Below are 17212 nucleotides of genomic sequence, written 5' to 3'. Positions count from 1 at the left end.
AACTCCCTTCCTTCAATTGACGCGGGCGTCGGTTTCGAGGATTTCAGCGTCGGCGGACAGCGGCCGGCGCGGTGTGATGACCTGATCGGAATGCCCGTCGACGGGGTGTCCGTGATGCGGCTGCGGCCCTTTGCCGACCAGTTTCATCATGTAGCCGATGCCCACGGTGAACACCGAGAAATAGATCACCACGAACAGCGCCAGCGAGATGCTTAGCTGTGCAACGCTGTGATTGGACGCGGCATCGGCGGTACGCAGCAGGCCATACACCACCCACGGCTGACGCCCGACTTCGGTGGTGATCCACCCGGCCAGCATGGCGATCAGGCCACTTGGCCCCATCCACAACATCAGGCGCAGGAACCAGCGATTGCGGTAGATGGCACCGCTGCGGCGCAGGGCCAGGCCAAGCACGCCGGCCAGCACCATCAACATGCCCAGCCCGGCCATGACACGGAAACTCCAGAAGACCACCGTCGCATTCGGCCGGTCCTCTTTCGGGAAGCTCTTGAGCGCCGGGATCTGCTTGTCGAGGCTGTGGGTCAGGATCAGGCTGCCCAGGTACGGAATTTCGATGGCGTATCTGGTTTTCTCGGCCTGCATGTCGGGGATGCCGAACAGCACCAGCGGCGTGGCTTCGCTGCCGTTGTTTTCCCAGTGCCCTTCGATGGCCGCGATCTTCGCCGGTTGGTGTTCCAGGGTGTTCAAGCCGTGGGCGTCACCGACCACTGCCTGGATCGGGCAGACGATCAAGGCCATCCACAATGCCATCGACAGCATCTTGCGCACTTGCTTGGTGTCGTTGCCGCGCAGCAGGTGCCACGCCGCCGACGAGCCGACAAAGAACGCCGTGGCCACGAACGCGGCAATCGCCATGTGCGCCAGGCGGTACGGGAACGACGGGTTGAACACGATGGCCAGCCAGTCCAGCGGCATCACTCGACCGTCGACGATCTCGAAGCCCTGGGGCGTTTGCATCCAGCTGTTGGACGCAAGAATCCAGAAGGTCGAAATCAGCGTGCCGATGGCGACCATGACCGTCGAGAAGAAGTGCAAGCCGCGCCCTACCCGGTTCCAGCCGAACAGCATGACCCCGAGGAAACCGGCCTCGAGGAAGAACGCCGTGAGCACTTCATAGGTCAGCAAGGGCCCGGTGATGCTGCCGGCGAAGTCGGAGAAACGGCTCCAGTTGGTGCCGAACTCGTAGGCCATGACCAGCCCCGAGACCACGCCCATACCGAAGTTGACGGCGAAGATCTTCGACCAGAAATGGTAGAGATCGCGGTAGGTGTCGTTGTGGGTCTTCAGCCAAAGCCCTTCGAGCACTGCCAGGAAACTGGCCAGCCCGATGGTGATGGCGGGAAAGATGATGTGGAACGAAACCGTGAACGCGAATTGCATGCGCGCCAGGTCCAGTGCCTCCAGGTTAAACATGTCGATATCCTCATCGCGGCTGAAAAACGGCGGCACACGGCCGGGCCACCGTCAGGCCGGGGGGCCTGCAGCCAACACAAGTCGAAAGGGTTACGCGAGCGGCATCGGGCCGCCCCCGGTGTCAGGCGGCGGAAGTCGAAATCAGGTTGCTGGCCTTCGCCTGTTCCAGCCGGATGGCGATGAACTTGGAAGTCGGGGTGAAGGTGCGGTCACCGTAACTTTCCAGCGGTACCAGCGGGTTGGTCTCGGGGTAGTACGCCGCTGCCTGACCGGCCGGAATGTCGTAGGCGATCAGGGTGAAACCGCTGACCCGACGCTCGCGCTCGTCGTCCCACAGCGCCACCAGGTCGACCTTCTGCCCCGGCTCAAAGCCCAGCCGGCGAATGTCCTGCTCGTTGGCGAACACCACGTCGCGCATGCCGTACACCCCGCGATAGCGGTCATCCAGGCCGTACAGCGTGGTGTTGTACTGATCGTGGGAGCGCATGGTCTGCAGGATCAGGTGCGGCTTGACCGCCAGGTTGCGCACGCCCTCGCTGATCAGGTGCTCCGGCAGCACGCTCGGGGTGAACTGAGCCTTGCCGCTGGCGGTTTTCCAGATGCGCTTGGCCGCATCATTCGGCATATGGAAGCCGCCCGGATGCAGCAAACGCCGGTTGAAGTCTTCGAAGCCGGGAATGGTGTCGGCAATCATGTTGCGGATGCGGCCGTAGTCGCCGATGGCCCAGTTCCAGTCGATCGGGTGCTTGCCCAGTGTCGCGGCGGCGATGCCGGCAATGATCGCAGGCTCGGAGCGCAGGTGTTTCGACTTCGGTTTCAGTTGACCGTGGGAGATGTGGATCATGCTGAAGGTGTCTTCCACGGTGACGCCTTGCGGCCCTTCGGCCTGGATGTCGATGTCGGTGCGGCCCAGGCACGGCAGGATCAGCGCTTCACGACCGGTGACCAGATGGCTGCGGTTAAGCTTGGTGGCGATGTGCACAGTGAGGTCGCATTTGCGCAACGCGGCGTGGGTGCGCGGCGTGTCGGGGGTGGCCTGGGCGAAGTTGCCGCCCAGGGCGATAAACACTTTCGAACGTCCCTGCTCCATTGCGCCGATCGCCATCACGGTGTTGTGACCATGCTCACGCGACGGCTTGAAGGAGAAGCGTTTTTCCAGGGCATCGAGCAAATCCGCAGGCGCCAGTTCGTTGATGCCCATGGTGCGGTCGCCCTGCACGTTACTGTGACCCCGCACCGGCGACAGCCCCGCGCCCGGACGGCCGACGTTGCCGCGCAGCAGCATCAGGTTGATGACTTCCTGCAGCGTCGGCACCGAGTGCGTGTGCTGGGTCAGGCCCATCGCCCAGCACATGATCACCCGCTTGGACCGGGCGTACATGCGAGCGGCGAGTTCGATGTCAGCCAAAGGCATGCCCGACTGCTGCTCGATGTGCTCCCAACTGGTGGCGTCGACTTCCCCCAGGTAGGTGCCCATTCCCGAGGTGTGTTGGGCGATGAACTCGTGGTCGAACACCGGCTCGCCACCGCTGACCTGTGCTTCGCGCTCCCACTGCAGCAGGAACTTGACCATGCCGCGCATGACCGCCATATCACCGCCCAGTGCCGGGCGGAAGTACGCGGTGTTGGTGGGCTCGGAGCCGTTCAGCAACATTTCGATCGGATGCTGTGGATGCTGGAAGCGCTCCAGTCCGCGCTCCTTGAGCGGGTTGATGCAGATCACCTGTGCGCCGCGCTTGACCGCTTCGCGCAACGGCTCGAGCATCCGCGGGTGGTTGGTGCCGGGGTTCTGGCCGATGACGAAGATCGCGTCGGCATGCTCCAGGTCGTCGAACACCACGGTGCCTTTACCCACGCCGAGGCTTTCGATCATGCTCACCGCGCTGGCTTCGTGGCACATGTTCGAGCAGTCCGGAAAATTGTTGGTGCCGTAGGCCCGGACGAACAGCTGATAGAGAAAGGCGGCCTCGTTGCTGGCCCGGCCCGAGGTGTAGAACTCGGCCTGATCCGGCGATTCCAGCGCATTGAGGTGCCGGGCGATCGTCGCGAACGCTTCGTCCCAGGTGGTTTCCACGTAGCGGTCGGTGGCCGCGTCATAGCGCATCGGGTGGGTCAGGCGGCCCTGATACTCCAGCCAGTAATCGCTCTGCTCGGCCAGCGCCGAGACGCTGTATTTGTTGAAGAAGGCCGGGTCGACCAAACGGCCCGTGGCTTCCCAGTTAACCGCCTTGGCGCCGTTCTCGCAGAACTTGACCATGCCGTTTTCCGGCGACTCGCCCCAGGCGCAACCGGGGCAGTCGAACCCGCCGTTCTGGTTGGTCTTGAGCATGGCGCGAATGTTCTTCAGCGCGTTTTCACTGCCCAGCCAGTTCTTGGTAACAGCGATCAGCGCGCCCCAACCAGCGGCGGCACCTTTATAGGGTTTGTATCGGTCGACTTGAGACATGGTACTTCTCCGTGACAATGCACACAGGCTTCGACCTGATTCAGGTCATTGTTCGATTTGCGGAGAAAGCATATGAATGGCGTTTAATTACTGTCTAATCGCTATTTATGACCGCATTATCGAAACGCTCTATCACGGATTTTTATCCTTGTTTTTCAATTACTTAAAATCACTTAAAGCTCTTTTAATCACAAAATAAAGTTCATCATAGAGCCGGTCGATCACCCGGTCATCAATAGTGATTGGACGCCCGCTGAAGTTGCTCTTAGCCTGCGCTCAACAAATCCGTCATTAACGGAATTCGTACTGTAGGAGCGAGCCTGCTCGCGATGGACCCAAGAGCACCGCGTGTAACCAGAAAGCACGCGTAATCGTTAACGACCATCGCGAGCAGAGCTCGCTCCTACAGGTTTTTCGGTGCCAGGAGAGGAAATCATGTCAGAACGAGTCCTGATCGATGGGTTTGCAAGGCGCGTGGACTATCTACGGATGTCGGTCACCGACCGCTGCGATTTCCGTTGCGTGTACTGCATGGCCGAGGACATGCAGTTTCTGCCCCGGCAACGGGTGCTGACCCTGGAAGAGATTTATCAGCTGGCACAAAGCTTCGTGGCGCTGGGCACCCGCAAGATCCGCCTGACCGGGGGCGAGCCGTTGATCCGTCCGGGCGTGGTGCAACTGTGCGAGAAGATCGCCGCCCTGCCCGGCCTGCGTGAACTGTGCATGACCACCAATGGTTCGCAGCTGCCCAAACTGGCCGGGCCGTTGTTCGACGCCGGGGTCAAGCGCCTCAACATCAGCCTCGACTGCCTGGACCCGCAACGTTTTCGCGAACTGACCCGCTCCGGTGACCTGGCGCAGGTGATCAAGGGCATCGACGCCGCCAACCAGGCCGGTTTTCGCAACACCAAGCTCAATTGCGTGGTGATGAAAGGCCGCAACGATCACGAGATCAATGATCTGGTGAGCTTCGCCATCGACCGTAACCTCGACATCTCCTTCATCGAGGAAATGCCGTTGGGCACCATCGACGAGCACAGCCGCGCCGAATCGTTTTTCGCAAGCAGCCAGGTCCGCGAACGCATCGCCGAACGCTACACTTTGATTGATTCCGCCGAGTCGACCCAGGGTCCATCGCGCTACTGGCGCCTGGCCGAGGCGCCGCAGATTCGCCTGGGGTTCATCTCGCCCCACAGCCACAACTTTTGCGGCACCTGCAATCGGGTGCGGCTGACCGTGGAAGGACGTCTGCTGCTGTGCCTGGGCAATGAGCACTCGGTGGATCTCAAGGCTGTCTTGCGCAGCCACCCCGGACAGCCCGAGCGCCTGGAAAAGGCCATTATCGAGGCGATGAAACTCAAGCCTTATCGACACAACTTCGAAGTGAACGACGACGTTCAGGTTGTTCGATTCATGAACATGACGGGCGGCTGAAACCCATGATCGTGAGACCCAAACCCAACCTGATCGGCGTGCTGACGTCGCTCAAGGGTTCGATTGCCAAGCGCATCGCCTGGCGCAGTCTGATGGTGACGCTGCTCGCCTCGGCCATCGTGCTCATCGAAACCTTGCACCCCAGCTACTTTTCCAAAGTCAGCGCCACGCCCTTCACGCTGCTGGGTTTGTCGCTGTCGATCTTCATGAGCTTTCGCAACAACGCCTGCTACGACCGCTGGTATGAAGCGCGCAAGGCCTGGGGCGATGTGATCGTGGAGATCCGCTCGATGATTCGTGAAACCCTGGTGATCAAGGACACGGCTGAACGCCACAGGATCCTCAGCAACCTTTGCGGCTTCGTCCATGCCCTCAACGCGCGCCTGCGCCAGGAAAACGAAATGGCCGCCAGTGGCGACTGGCTGCACCCGATGCCCAAGGGCAACACCACGGACATCAGCGGGCAGATACTGATGCAGGTCGGTCAACAGTGCTCGGCACTCAACGAGTCCGGGGCGATCAACGACTGGCGCTACACGCTCATGGCCAACCATCTGACCAGCCTGACCCACGCCCAGGCTGTCTGTGAACGGATCAAGAACACCCCTCTGCCGTTCCCCTACACCCTGTTGCTGCACCGCACCATCTACCTGTTCTGCATCCTTTTGCCGTTTGCCATGGCCGAACCCCTGGGCTGGCTGACACCGATATTCACCGCGATTGTCAGCTACACCTTTTTTGGCCTGGATGCGATTGCCGATGAACTGGAAGACCCCTTCGGCCGCGATGAAAACGACCTGCCCACCGACGCCATCGTGCGCAACATCGAGCGCGATGTGCTGGCTGCGCTGGGTGTGACGGAGTTGCCGCCACAACTGGAACCGGTGGATTTTGTGTTGAACTGAGACTCAGTAAACACACAAAACCTGTGGGAGCGGGCTTGCTCGCGAAGGCGTCAGGTCAGGCGACATCTCTATTGGATATGCCGGCCTCTTCGCGGGCAAGCCCGCTCCCACAGGGTACTGCGGGTGGTCGCAGGACTCGGGTTCACTGAAGATCAAAACTGTGGGAGCGGGCTTGCTCGCGAAGGCGTCAGGTCAGGCGACATCTCTGTTGGATGTGCCGGCCTCTTCGCGGGCAAGCCCGCTCCCACAGGGTACTGCGGGTGGTCGCAGGACTCGGGTTCACTGAAGAGCAAAACTGTAGGAGCGAGCCTGCTCGCGATGGCGGTGGGTCTGCCAACATCTCTGTTGAATGTGCCGGCCTCTTCGCGGGCAAGCCCGCTCCCACAGGTATTGTGGCCCACCGCAGAATTTGCATTCATTGAAGATCAAAACTGTGGGAGCGGGCTGTGGCCGGCCGTGGGATTAGCGTTCACTGAAGATCAAAAACTGTGGGAGCGGGCTTGCTCGCGAAAGCGGTGGGTCAGGCAATATCTGTGTTGGATGTACCGGCTTTTCGCGAGCAGGCTCGCTCCCACAGGGGCAGTGTCAGAACAGTTCGCTGAAGGGTATGAACCGCGCCGTGTCGCCCATTTCCAGTGCGCAGCCTTCCGGCACTTCCACCAGCCCATCGGCCCAGGATGCCCCCAACAAAACGCCTGAGCTCTGGTTCGGATAGAGCACCGCGCGACCGGCTTCGAGTTTCGCCCGCAGGTACTCGCGGCGGCTTCCGGGTTTGGGCCAGGCAAAGCCGACACTGACCGGGAAGCTCAAGGGCTCGACGTCTTCGACCCCCTGAATGCGCAACAGATAAACCCGAGCCAACAGGCCGAAAGTCACCAACGCCGATGTCGGATTGCCCGGCAGGCCAATCACCGGCACGCGGCCGAAGTGGCCCACGGTCAATGGCTTGCCGGGTTTGATCGAGAGTTTCCACAGCAACGGCTTGCCGCACTCGCGCAGCACCTGGCCGAGGCAGTCGGCGTCGCCGGCGGACACCCCGCCCGTGCTGAGCATCAGGTCCGCCGTGTGTTGCAGCTGTTCGAGCTTGAGCCGCGTCTGGCGTGGCTCGTCGGGGAGAATGCCGGCATCGATGACCTCGCAACCCAACGCACTCAACCAATGACTCAACAAGGTGCGGTTGCTGTTGTAGAGGCTGCCGGGCTTGAGAGGCGTGCCCGGCTCGACCAGTTCATCGCCGGTGGACAGCAACGCCACCCGTGGTCGCCGCACGACCTGCACATGGGTGCAGCCCTGCGCTGCCGCGACCGCCAGTTCGAATGGGCCGAGGCGCTTGCCGGCGCGCAGCAGCACATCGCCGACGCGGTTCTCCTGGCCTTGCGGGCGGATGTTGCTGGCGGCGCTCAGGGGCTGCTTGAAACGGATACGTCCGTCATCCAGTACCTGCGTGTTCTCCTGCATCTCCACGCAGTTGGCGCCCGGCGGAACCGGGGCGCCGGTGAAGATGCGCGCGCAGGTTCCCGGTGCCAGGGCTTTGGGGGCGTGACCGGCAAACACCTGCTGCGACACGGTCAGCGGCTCCCCGCCCCAACCGTCGAGATTCAGGGCATAGCCGTCCATGGCACTGTTCGGCCACGGCGGCAGATCGAGGGTCGCCACCAGGTCATTGGCCAACACCCGTTGCCTGGCGGCGTTTAGGGGTACCGCCTCACTGTCTTCAATCCGCTGCGCCTCGGCCATTGTCAGCAGCCGGTCGATGGCTTGCTCCACCGACATCAGCGGTGAAGTGCTCATCCCCGCGTCCCGCAGGCTTGCACCGGTTTGAGGTGCGGTACGAAATTGCACGGCCGGTGGCGCGCGTCGAGTTGCTCGGCGAGGATGCCTTCCCAGGCGGTGCGGCAGGCACCCGTGGAACCAGGCAGGCAGCAGACCAGCGTGCCATTGGCCAACCCGGCCAGCGCCCGGCTCTGCACCGTGGAGGTGCCGATGTCGAGGATCGAAATCGCCCGGAACAGCTCACCGAAGCCATCGATCTGCTTATCCAGCAAACAGGCCACGGCCTCGGGTGTGCTGTCGCGGCCGGTGAACCCGGTGCCGCCCGTGATCAGCACCACCTGGATGCCGTCGTCGGCAATCCAGTTCGCCACCTGCGCGCGGATCTTGTACAGGTCGTCCTTGAGCAGGTTGCGCTCGCTGAGGGTATGGCCGGCTTCCAGCAAGCGACTGACGAGTAATTGGCCGGAGGTGTCATTGGCATATTCACGGGTATCGCTGACGGTCAGCACGGCAATATTCAGGGGTATAAACAATGCATCCGGTTTGACGCTCATGGGGTTCTCCGGCAGATATTTATTAAATGACTTCCGGAGACTAATTCGATAAATCAAACCGTGTCTAATCACTCTAACCAACCAGACTATCGAGCCTATCTATCAATATAAAAAGACCAGAAAAACCATCGACGATAGAGCGCATCGATAACATCTTAAATACCAGTGATTGGACGCACACCAAAGACAATGAGATCGTCCGCACCTCACGATTCCTGCCTCGCCTTGTGTCTTGCGCACCTGAGTCAATACTTACCCCTTCACTCCCCCCGCCAGCAGGTGCCGTCATGGACATCAAACAACTCAAGTTCCTGATCGCCCTGGAGCAGACCCGCCACTTCGGCCAGGCGGCCGCGCGCTGCCACATCACCCAGCCGACGCTGTCGATGCGCCTGCGCAACCTGGAGGATGAACTGGACCTGGTGCTGGTCACCCGGGGTCAGCGCTTCGAAGGTTTTACCGAGGCCGGCGAACGCGTACTGGCGTGGGCCAGGACCCTGCTGGCCGCCCACGACGGGCTCTTCGCCGAGGCCGCCGCGTGCCGGGGCCAGCTCGTCGGCAACTTGCGCCTGGGGCTGGTGCCGCTGAGCAGCTTCAACCCCGTGACCTACATCCAGGGCCTGTCCCGCAGCTTTCCCGAGCTCAAGTACAGCCTGTCGTCCTTGAGTTCCGACCAGATCATCGAGGGCCTTGGCAACAATCAGCTGGACCTGGGCGTGTGCTACCTCGATCACGTCAACCCGAGCTATTTCGAGTTTTTCGAGATCGGCGAGACCCGCGTCGGCCTGCTGTACGACAACCGCCACTTCCATTTCGACGGCACGCAAATGAGCTGGGAGGACGCCGCCGAACTGCCACTGGGAATGCTCAGCAACGGCATGCACTACCGCAAATCCATCGACCTGAGCTTTCGCAGCCGCGGACTGGACCCACAGCCGATCCTCGAAAGCGATTCGACCTACCAGTTGCTGCAGGCGATCCACGAAGGTTTCTGCTGCGCGATCATGCCGCTGGACAGCGGCCTGGAAGAGCCCATCGAACACCTGTCGTTCATCGAATTGCCGGATGCCAGCGTGCTCGCGCCCCTGGGCCTGGTGATGCGCAAGACCGAACCGCGCTCGGCGATTGCCGAGAAGTGTTTCGCCGAAGCACGAACGTTATTCAGCCGGACCCACTGATCAAGTTGCGGTTTTATATAAACCCGAACCGGACATGTTTGCCCAGCTTGATAGACATCACCAATCAGCACATCGGAACAAGCGATTGGACGCATTAAAAAGTTACCCGTAGCCTGAACTTAATTCAGCGCTTCGAGGTTCTTTTCATGTTGTGCAAAGTTGAACAAACCGATGTTCGAAGCGACACTAACGCCCCCGCGCCCAAACCGCTGAATGTGAACTTTCGCGAGTACGACAATGCCGCGTCAGTTTGTCAGGCGGCGCTGGCATCAGAGATTGCCCTGGCAATCACCTACAACGGTTTGAGCCAGGCCGTGATGATGGTATCGCCGGGCAACCTCGAAGATTTCATCCGTGGTTTCAGTGTCAGCAACGACATCGTTGCGGATCAGAGCGAAATCTACGACCTGCGCCTCACCCATTTCGACCAGGCCGTTCAAGCAGACGTGCAGATCTCCAGCCGCGCGTTCTGGGCGTTGAAGAACCATCGCCGGCAAATGGCCGGCACCAGTGGATGCGGGCTGTGCGGTGTGGAAGCGCTGGAGCAGGCCCTGCCGAAACTGGAGATTCTCGACCCGGTTGCGCTGCCGCCCGCCGAGCATTTCATCGACATCCGCAATCGCATCGAACAGGCCCAACAAATGGCCCGCAGCAGCGGCGCACTGCACGCAGCGCTGTACTTCGACAGCGAAGGCAATGCACAGATCTGCCGCGAAGACATCGGCCGCCACAACGCGCTGGACAAGTTGATCGGGGCCCTGCAACACGCCGGCATCGACAGCCTTAGCGGCTTCACCGTGGTCACCAGCCGTTGCAGCCTGGAACTGATTCACAAGGCCGTCAGGGCCAGGCTCGGCACGCTGGTCAGCCTGTCGGCGCCCACCGCCCTGACCGTGCAGTGGGCAATCAAGCATCGCCTCAACCTGATTCACGTCCCCCACCGCAACGCACCACGCATTTACAGCCCGGCATGATGCCTTCACCCGATCACCGAGCTGGCAAGCGCAGGAACCTCCCATGACAGACATTGCAGATGCATCGCCCGATGGCCTGACCCACCTCGACCGCCAGGGTCGCGCCAACATGGTCGATGTCAGCGAAAAAGCCCCGACGCAGCGCGAAGCCCAGGCCCAGGCCTGGGTGCGGATGCGCCCGGAAACCCTGAAGCTGATTCAAAGCGACGGCCACCCCAAGGGCGATGTATTTGCCGTGGCGCGGATCGCCGGAATCATGGCGGCGAAGAAAACCCATGAGCTGATCCCGCTGTGCCACACCCTGCTGCTCAGTTCGATCCACGTCGAACTCAAGGCCTGCACACCGGACAGCGTGAAAATCCTCGGCACCTGCCGCGTCGAGGGCCAGACCGGGGTCGAACTCGAAGCCCTGACCGCCGTCAGCGTGGCGGCGCTGACCCTCTACGACATGTGCAAGGCGGTGGACCGCGGCATGGTCATCGATGACATTCGGCTGTTGAGTAAACAAGGTGGCCGCTCCGGTCATTTCAAGTTCGAGGACGCACAATGATCCTGATCAATTACTTCGCCCGTTACCGCGAGCAGCTCAACCTGGGCGGCGAAAAACTACCCCTGACCGACAGCCTCAAGACCATCGAGGACGTGCGCCGACTGCTGATGGCTCGCGGTGAGCTATGGAGCCATGTGCTCGGTGAAAACAACCTGATGTGCGCGCTGAACCAGGAGCTGTGCCATCCAGACCGGGTGATCGAGGACTATGACGAGATCGCCTTCTTTCCACCGGTTACCGGGGGTTGAGGCATGACGGTTCGGGTCCAGCGTGAAGTATTCGACATCGGCCGGCTGATCGACAGCCTGCAGGCGAATGATCCAGGGGTGGGTGCCGTGGTCAACTTCGTCGGCTACGTGCGCGACATCAATCAGGGCGAGGCGGTCGCCGGGTTGTTTCTGGAGCACTACCCGGGCATGACCGAACGCTCGCTGCAAACAATCATCGACAACGCCAGGGCCCGATGGCCACTCCGGGCCGTGGAGGTCGTGCACCGGATCGGCCCGTTGTCGATCAGCGAGCCGATTGTGTTTGTCGGCGTCAGCAGCCCCCATCGTCAAGCCGCTTTCGAAGCCTGTGCGTTCATCATGGACTACCTGAAAACCGACGCGCCGTTCTGGAAACGCGAAGACGTAGAGAGCGGCGCACGCTGGGTCGATGCCCGTGACAGCGACCGCTCAGCCCTCGAGCGCTGGGCAGATACGCAGCATCAGGCGGCTATGCAACGCGCCCCGGCGTAGCTACAGTCTTGGCTCAAAGCTTTCTGCACAAGGAGTTTCCGCTTGAGCCCCACGCCCTCCCCGATCACCCAACAGGATGTGCAGCAGCCCCGGTCCATCAGCCTGCGCGAAGCCTTCCTGTTCTGGCTCAAGCTTGGCTTCATCAGTTTCGGCGGGCCGGCAGGGCAGATTTCGATCATGCATCAGGAGCTGGTCGAGCGCCGGCGCTGGATCTCCGAGCGGCGCTTTCTGCATGCCCTCAACTATTGCATGTTGCTGCCCGGGCCCGAGGCCCAGCAGTTGGCGACCTACATCGGCTGGCTGATGCACCGGACCTGGGGCGGTGTGATCGCTGGCGTGCTGTTTGTGTTGCCATCGTTGTTCATCCTGATTGCGCTGTCCTGGGTGTACATCGCCTTTGGCGAAGTGCCCGTGGTCGCCGGACTGTTCTACGGGATCAAGCCCGCGGTCACAGCAATCGTGGTGCAGGCGGCTCACCGGATCGGCTCGCGGGCGCTGAAGAACGGCTGGTTATGGGGCATCGCCGCCGCGTCCTTCGTGGCCATCTTCGTGCTCAATATGCCGTTTCCGCTGATCGTGCTCGGCGCGGCGGTCATCGGCTTTTTCGGCGGACGCCTGGCACCGGAAAAATTCAGGACCGGTGGCCACAGCGCGGCGAAAAAGTCCTTCGGTCCGGCCGTGATCGACGATGACACCCCAACCCCCGGACACGCCCGCTTCAGCGGCTGGAAACTGGCGCGCCTGGCCGTGATCGGTGCGATCTTGTGGACGTTGCCCATGGCCATGCTCACCGCACTGTTCGGCTGGGAAGGCACGCTGACCCAGATGGCCTGGTTCTTCACCAAGGCCGCGTTGCTGACCTTCGGCGGCGCCTACGCGGTACTGCCGTATGTCTACCAGGGCGCGGTCGGTCACTACGCATGGCTGACGCCGACGCAGATGATCGACGGCCTGGCGCTCGGTGAAACCACGCCCGGTCCGTTGATCATGGTCGTCGCCTTCGTCGGCTTTATCGGCGCCTACGTGCTTCAGGTCTTCGGGCCGGATCAAGCGTTTGTCGCCGGTGCCGTGGCCGCCACGCTGGTGACCTGGTTCACCTTCCTGCCTTCGTTCCTGTTCATCCTCGCCGGCGGGCCGCTGGTGGAATCGACGCACAACGAACTCAAGTTCACCGCTCCACTGACAGCCATTACGGCCGCCGTGGTCGGCGTGATTCTCAATCTGGCCTGTTTCTTTGGCTACCACGTACTGTGGCCCAAAGGCTTCGAAGGAGCACTGGACTGGCCTTCGCTGCTGATCGCGATTGTGGCGGGCGTTGCATTGCTTCGTTTCAAGCGCGGAGTGATCGAGGTTTTGATCGGCTGCGGGTTGATCGGCCTTGTCGTGCACCTGATGTTCTGAATCAAACATTTACACGCGGCCCAATCCTCCCTAGTATCCAGCCATCCCCGGATGGCTTGTTCCACTCGCCACCGACGATTTCCGCCGCCGGAAACCTGCGCCATGCGTACTTTGCCGTCAGAACAGCACCTGCTGAACATTTCGAACCTGGCCACCTCGCTGCTGGCCGTGGACGGCATTGCATGAAGCGCATCGTCAACCTGCCCATGGCCCTGCGCCGCTCCAAACTGCGTCACTCCGCACGTCCGCCGGATAGCACCCTGCCCGCCTGATCGGCGAGCCCCCCTCCTTCGCTATCCCGGTCCGCGTGAAGCTCAGCCATACACAGAACCTGTGGGAGCGGGCTTGCTCGCGAAAGCGGTGTGTCATTCAGCACTGATATCGGCTGAAAGTACGCCTTCGCGAGCAAGCCCGCTCCCACAATGACTGCGCTCACCTGACCGGCATTGGTTTCTCCCAATTCTGCCTGGACACCGACATGACTCAACGTTGCAATTCCTATTACACCGCCACCCTCAACCAGGACACCGATTACCCGACTCTGCAAGGCCGGCACCGGGTTGACGTGGTGATCATCGGCGGCGGTTTCACCGGCGTGGCCACCGCAGTCGAGCTGGCCGAAAAAGGCCTGAAGGTGGCCATCGTCGAAAGCCACAAGATCGGCTGGGGCGCCACCGGGCGCAACGGCGGCCAGGTCACCGGCAGCCTGTCGGGTGACGAGGCCATGCGCAAACAGATGCGCCGCACCATCGGTGATGAAGTCGACGATTTCATCTGGAACCTGCGCTGGCGCGGGCACCAGATCATCCAGCAGCGCGTGGAAAAGTACGGCATCGCCTGCGACCTCAAGCACGGCCACCTGCATGCGGCGTACAAACCCGCGCACATGGTCGGCTTGCGCAAGGATTACGAAGAGGCGGTGCACCGTGGCATGGGCGATGAAGTCAGCCTGCTCGACCGCAGCCAGGTGCGCGACCTGCTGCAAAGCGACCTCTACCACGGCGCGATCAAGAACACCCGCAACATGCACCTGCATCCATTGAACCTGTGCATCGGTGAAGCGCGCGCAGCCGAGAGCCTGGGTGCATTGATCTTCGAGAACAGCGAAGTACTGGAGATCATCCACGGCGACACGCCTGGGATACGCACCGCCCACGGGCAGATCGACGCCAACCAGGTGCTGCTGGCCGGCGACGTCTACCACAAGCTGGAACCGGGCAAGCTCAAGGGCAAGATTTTCCCGGCCATGGGCGGCATCGTCACCACCGCGCCGCTGGGCGATCTGGCCAGGCAGATCAACCCTGAGGACCTGGCGGTCTACGACTGCCGTTTTGTACTCGACTACTACCGCCTCACCGCCGACGGTCGCCTGTTGTTCGGTGGCGGCGCCAACTACAGCGGCAAGGATTCACGTGACATCGCCGCCGAGCTGCGCCCGTGCATCGAGCAGACCTTCCCGGCGCTCAAGGGCGTGGCCATCGACTACCAGTGGAGCTGCGCGATGGGCATCGTGATCAACCGCATCCCGCAACTGGGCAAGCTGTCGGACAACGTCTGGTATTGCCAGGGCTACTCCGGCCACGGCATCGCCACCACTCACATCATGGGCGAAATCATGGGCCGGGCGATCACAGGAAAACTGGAACAGTACGACACCTTCGCCGCCTGCCAGCACATACGCGTACCCATGGGCGACCTGCTCGGCAACCCGATGCTCGCCGCCGGCATGTGGTACTACCAGATGCTTGAGCGATTGCGTTGAGCCATTGGCTGCACATCCGGCATTGATGTTGTTTGTGCTGGCCTCTTCGCGAGCAAGCCCGCTCCCACATTTTGATTTTCAGTGACCGCAAAAATGTGGTCACCCAAGATCCCTGTGGGAGCGGGCTTGCTCGCGAAGAGGCCAGTACATTCAATACATCTGCCAGCAAAAAATGCTCAAGCCTGCACCACCTCGATCCCCAGCGCCCGATAGTCCTCGACATTGCCTGACGCCACATGCCGTTCGGTGATCAGCGTGTGCACGCGGTTGCAAGGCGCGACGACAAAGGGCTCCACCGCGCCGAGCTTGTCCGCTGTGGTGACGGCAATCACGTGGGAGGCACAGTCGAGCATCGCCTGTTTCACCGGCACTTCGTCAAAATGCAGTGAGCTCAAGCCCACCTGCGGGTGAAGCGCGCAAACCCCGGTAAACAACAGATCGGCCTTGATCCCCGCCAGCAGCCGCAGGGTTTCGTGGCCGCTGGCCGACATCGTCGCCGGGTTGAGCTGGCCGCCCGCCAGAATCACCTTGATGCCTTTGTATTCGGACAAGGTAATGGCCGTCATCGGCGACGCGGTGATCGCGGTAATGGCGATCTCCACCGGCAGCGAACGCGCGATCTGCAAGGTGGTGGTGCCGGAATCGAACACCACGATCTGGCCGTCCTGCACCCGTTGCGCGGCCAGTTGCGCCAGATGGGTTTTCACCTCGTCGGTTTCGCTGATCCGGGTGAAATAGTCCTTGCCGGTGTCTTTGGGCCGCGGCAACGCCCCGCCGTGTACTCGCTGCACCAGGCCGACACTGGCCAGTTCCGCCAGATCCCGGCGGATGGTGTCTTCGGACACCACGAAATGCTGGCTCAACTCCGAGGCCATGACCTTGCCGTCACGTTCGAGGATCAACAGGATTTTTTGCCGGCGCACCGATGGAAGTTCGCCAGCGGAATGGTTGTCGTGCATGTTTTTGCTCGTTTATGCATGTAATAGCGTGTTACACGAGAGTATCCGCAACCCGGAGCAAAAACAACGAACCGGCCAAGTATCATTTTTTTCGATCTTTCAAATCATTACGCCGAATTTTTCATTTTCCTGTGACCTGTTCAAGATGACGCCGTCACTCATGTTTCGGATGGAAACTTCATGAATATCAATTTTGCTTTTGCCTGCATGATCGTGGTCTCGTTCACGATTGCGCTGGTTCACGCCTGACCGACAGGTCGCGGGGCGTCAAGATGTGCAAGGTCGCGGTAAAAGCCTGACAGATCAGGAATATGCTCTATAAACAGTGGTGACACGATTTCCGATCAGGGGAACTGGAAGGCTCCCCCGGAAGTTGATCTCTAAAAAAGCTGCGGACAATTGAATGCCCGCCAGGAGACACCACCGATGAAAGCCCTGAAAATCGCCGCCAGTGAAGGCGCATCCGCCTGTTTCCTGAACGCCCGGGAGGTGGTCCCGCTCGGTCACACCGACTTCACCGACGTCGCCGTGGCCGTGGTGTCGGTCAATGATGTGCTGGCCGGATCCCTCGACGCCATTCAGCGCACCGGTTTTGATATTCCGATTTTCCTGGTGGCGTCCCCCGGCACCAGTACCCACCCCCGGGAAGTCTACAAACACCTCAATGACGTGCTGCTGCAAGTGAACGGCATCTTCGACCTGTCCCCCAGCAACGTCGAATACCACGGCAACCAACTGGAAACCGCCGCCAAGGCCTATGAAGCAAGCCTGCTGCCGCCGTTCTTCGATTCGCTCAAGCACTACACCGAGGCGGCCAACGCGACCTTTGCCTGCCCCGGCCACCAGGGCGGCCAGTTCTTTCGCAAACATCCGGCCGGTCGGCAGTTTTTCGACTTCTTCGGCGAGACGCTGTTTCGCGCCGACATGTGCAACGCCGACGTCAAGCTCGGTGACCTGCTGATCCACGAAGGCCCTGCGCTGCTGGCGCAGAAGCACGCCGCGCAGGTGTTCAACGCGGACAAGACCTACTTCGTGCTCAACGGCACCTCGGCGTCGAACAAGGTGGTGACCAACGCCCTGTTGACCCCCGGCGACCTGGTGC

Annotated in this window: 15 protein-coding genes; 10 read left to right on the top strand and 5 right to left on the bottom strand. The window is 61.3% G+C overall.

Going from position 1 to position 17212, the window contains the following annotated elements:
* Positions 1-12: 12 nt before the first annotated feature.
* Both KGB28_RS15960 and KGB28_RS15955 read right to left on the bottom strand, forming a co-directional pair.
* Positions 13-1434: a cytochrome ubiquinol oxidase subunit I gene (locus tag KGB28_RS15960; RefSeq protein ID WP_223446497.1), complete on the bottom strand. Its 1422-nt coding sequence runs from the start codon at positions 1432-1434 to the stop codon at positions 13-15.
* 121 nt (positions 1435-1555) lie between these two features.
* A complete protein-coding gene (locus KGB28_RS15955; RefSeq protein ID WP_223446495.1) occupies positions 1556-3880 on the bottom strand; it encodes an FdhF/YdeP family oxidoreductase in 2325 nt (774 codons plus the stop codon).
* Between the two features lie 435 nt (positions 3881-4315).
* Here KGB28_RS15955 and moaA point away from each other — a divergent pair, with 435 nt between their 5' ends.
* Both moaA and KGB28_RS15945 read left to right on the top strand, forming a co-directional pair.
* Positions 4316-5314 (top strand): GTP 3',8-cyclase MoaA, encoded by a 999-nt coding sequence (gene moaA, locus KGB28_RS15950; protein WP_223446494.1) that lies wholly within the window; start codon positions 4316-4318, stop codon positions 5312-5314.
* Between the two features lie 5 nt (positions 5315-5319).
* On the top strand, positions 5320-6219 hold the full coding sequence (locus tag KGB28_RS15945) for a bestrophin family protein (protein WP_223446492.1): 900 nt from the start codon (positions 5320-5322) through the stop codon (positions 6217-6219).
* A 585-nt stretch (positions 6220-6804) separates the two neighbouring features.
* On the opposite strand, the gene glp is transcribed toward KGB28_RS15945, so the two are convergent.
* Both glp and moaB read right to left on the bottom strand, forming a co-directional pair.
* Positions 6805-8010, bottom strand: a complete 1206-nt coding sequence (gene glp / locus KGB28_RS15940; protein ID WP_223446491.1) for a gephyrin-like molybdotransferase Glp — start codon at positions 8008-8010, stop codon at positions 6805-6807.
* Positions 8007-8546, bottom strand: a complete 540-nt coding sequence (gene moaB / locus KGB28_RS15935; protein WP_007976036.1) for a molybdenum cofactor biosynthesis protein B — start codon at positions 8544-8546, stop codon at positions 8007-8009. Before moaB ends, glp begins: the two co-directional genes overlap by 4 nt.
* 287 nt (positions 8547-8833) lie before the next feature.
* Between moaB and KGB28_RS15930 the strand changes: the two genes are divergently transcribed.
* The 7 genes from KGB28_RS15930 to KGB28_RS15900 all read left to right on the top strand — a co-directional run bounded on the left by KGB28_RS15930 (position 8834) and on the right by KGB28_RS15900 (position 15151).
* Positions 8834-9724, top strand: coding sequence for a LysR family transcriptional regulator (locus KGB28_RS15930; protein ID WP_223446489.1), 891 nt, complete (start codon positions 8834-8836; stop codon positions 9722-9724).
* Positions 9725-9870: 146 nt separating this feature from the next.
* Positions 9871-10698 carry a formate dehydrogenase accessory sulfurtransferase FdhD gene (fdhD, locus tag KGB28_RS15925; protein WP_223446488.1) on the top strand — a complete coding sequence of 276 codons (828 nt, stop codon included), beginning with the start codon at positions 9871-9873 and terminating at the stop codon, positions 10696-10698.
* A gap of 43 nt (positions 10699-10741) precedes the next feature.
* On the top strand, positions 10742-11248 hold the full coding sequence (gene moaC, locus KGB28_RS15920; protein WP_223446486.1) for a cyclic pyranopterin monophosphate synthase MoaC: 507 nt from the start codon (positions 10742-10744) through the stop codon (positions 11246-11248).
* Complete coding sequence (gene moaD / locus KGB28_RS15915) at positions 11245-11496, top strand: molybdopterin converting factor subunit 1 (RefSeq protein ID WP_046044028.1); 252 nt, start codon at positions 11245-11247, stop codon at positions 11494-11496. Before moaC ends, moaD begins: the two co-directional genes overlap by 4 nt.
* A gap of 3 nt (positions 11497-11499) precedes the next feature.
* Positions 11500-11988: a molybdopterin synthase catalytic subunit MoaE gene (gene moaE / locus KGB28_RS15910; protein ID WP_223446484.1), complete on the top strand. Its 489-nt coding sequence runs from the start codon at positions 11500-11502 to the stop codon at positions 11986-11988.
* 42 nt (positions 11989-12030) lie between these two features.
* Positions 12031-13389 (top strand): chromate efflux transporter, encoded by a 1359-nt coding sequence (chrA, locus tag KGB28_RS15905; protein WP_223446482.1) that lies wholly within the window; start codon positions 12031-12033, stop codon positions 13387-13389.
* A 478-nt stretch (positions 13390-13867) separates the two neighbouring features.
* Positions 13868-15151 carry an NAD(P)/FAD-dependent oxidoreductase gene (locus tag KGB28_RS15900; protein ID WP_223446480.1) on the top strand — a complete coding sequence of 428 codons (1284 nt, stop codon included), beginning with the start codon at positions 13868-13870 and terminating at the stop codon, positions 15149-15151.
* A 176-nt stretch (positions 15152-15327) separates the two neighbouring features.
* Here KGB28_RS15900 and KGB28_RS15895 read toward each other — a convergent pair whose 3' ends face one another.
* Positions 15328-16110, bottom strand: coding sequence for a DeoR/GlpR family DNA-binding transcription regulator (locus KGB28_RS15895; RefSeq protein WP_223446477.1), 783 nt, complete (start codon positions 16108-16110; stop codon positions 15328-15330).
* 426 nt (positions 16111-16536) lie between these two features.
* Between KGB28_RS15895 and KGB28_RS15890 the strand changes: the two genes are divergently transcribed.
* Positions 16537-17212, top strand: a 676-nt coding sequence (locus tag KGB28_RS15890) for an Orn/Lys/Arg decarboxylase N-terminal domain-containing protein (protein ID WP_317853303.1), incomplete at its 3' end; no start/stop codon positions are given.

Origin of the sequence: Pseudomonas sp. BF-R-19 (genome assembly GCF_019956445.1) — a bacterium.
Classification (GTDB): domain Bacteria; phylum Pseudomonadota; class Gammaproteobacteria; order Pseudomonadales; family Pseudomonadaceae; genus Aquipseudomonas; species Aquipseudomonas fluorescens_BH.
The sequence above is the reverse complement of the archived record's forward strand: the minus strand, read 5'-3'. Positions and strand labels throughout refer to the sequence as shown.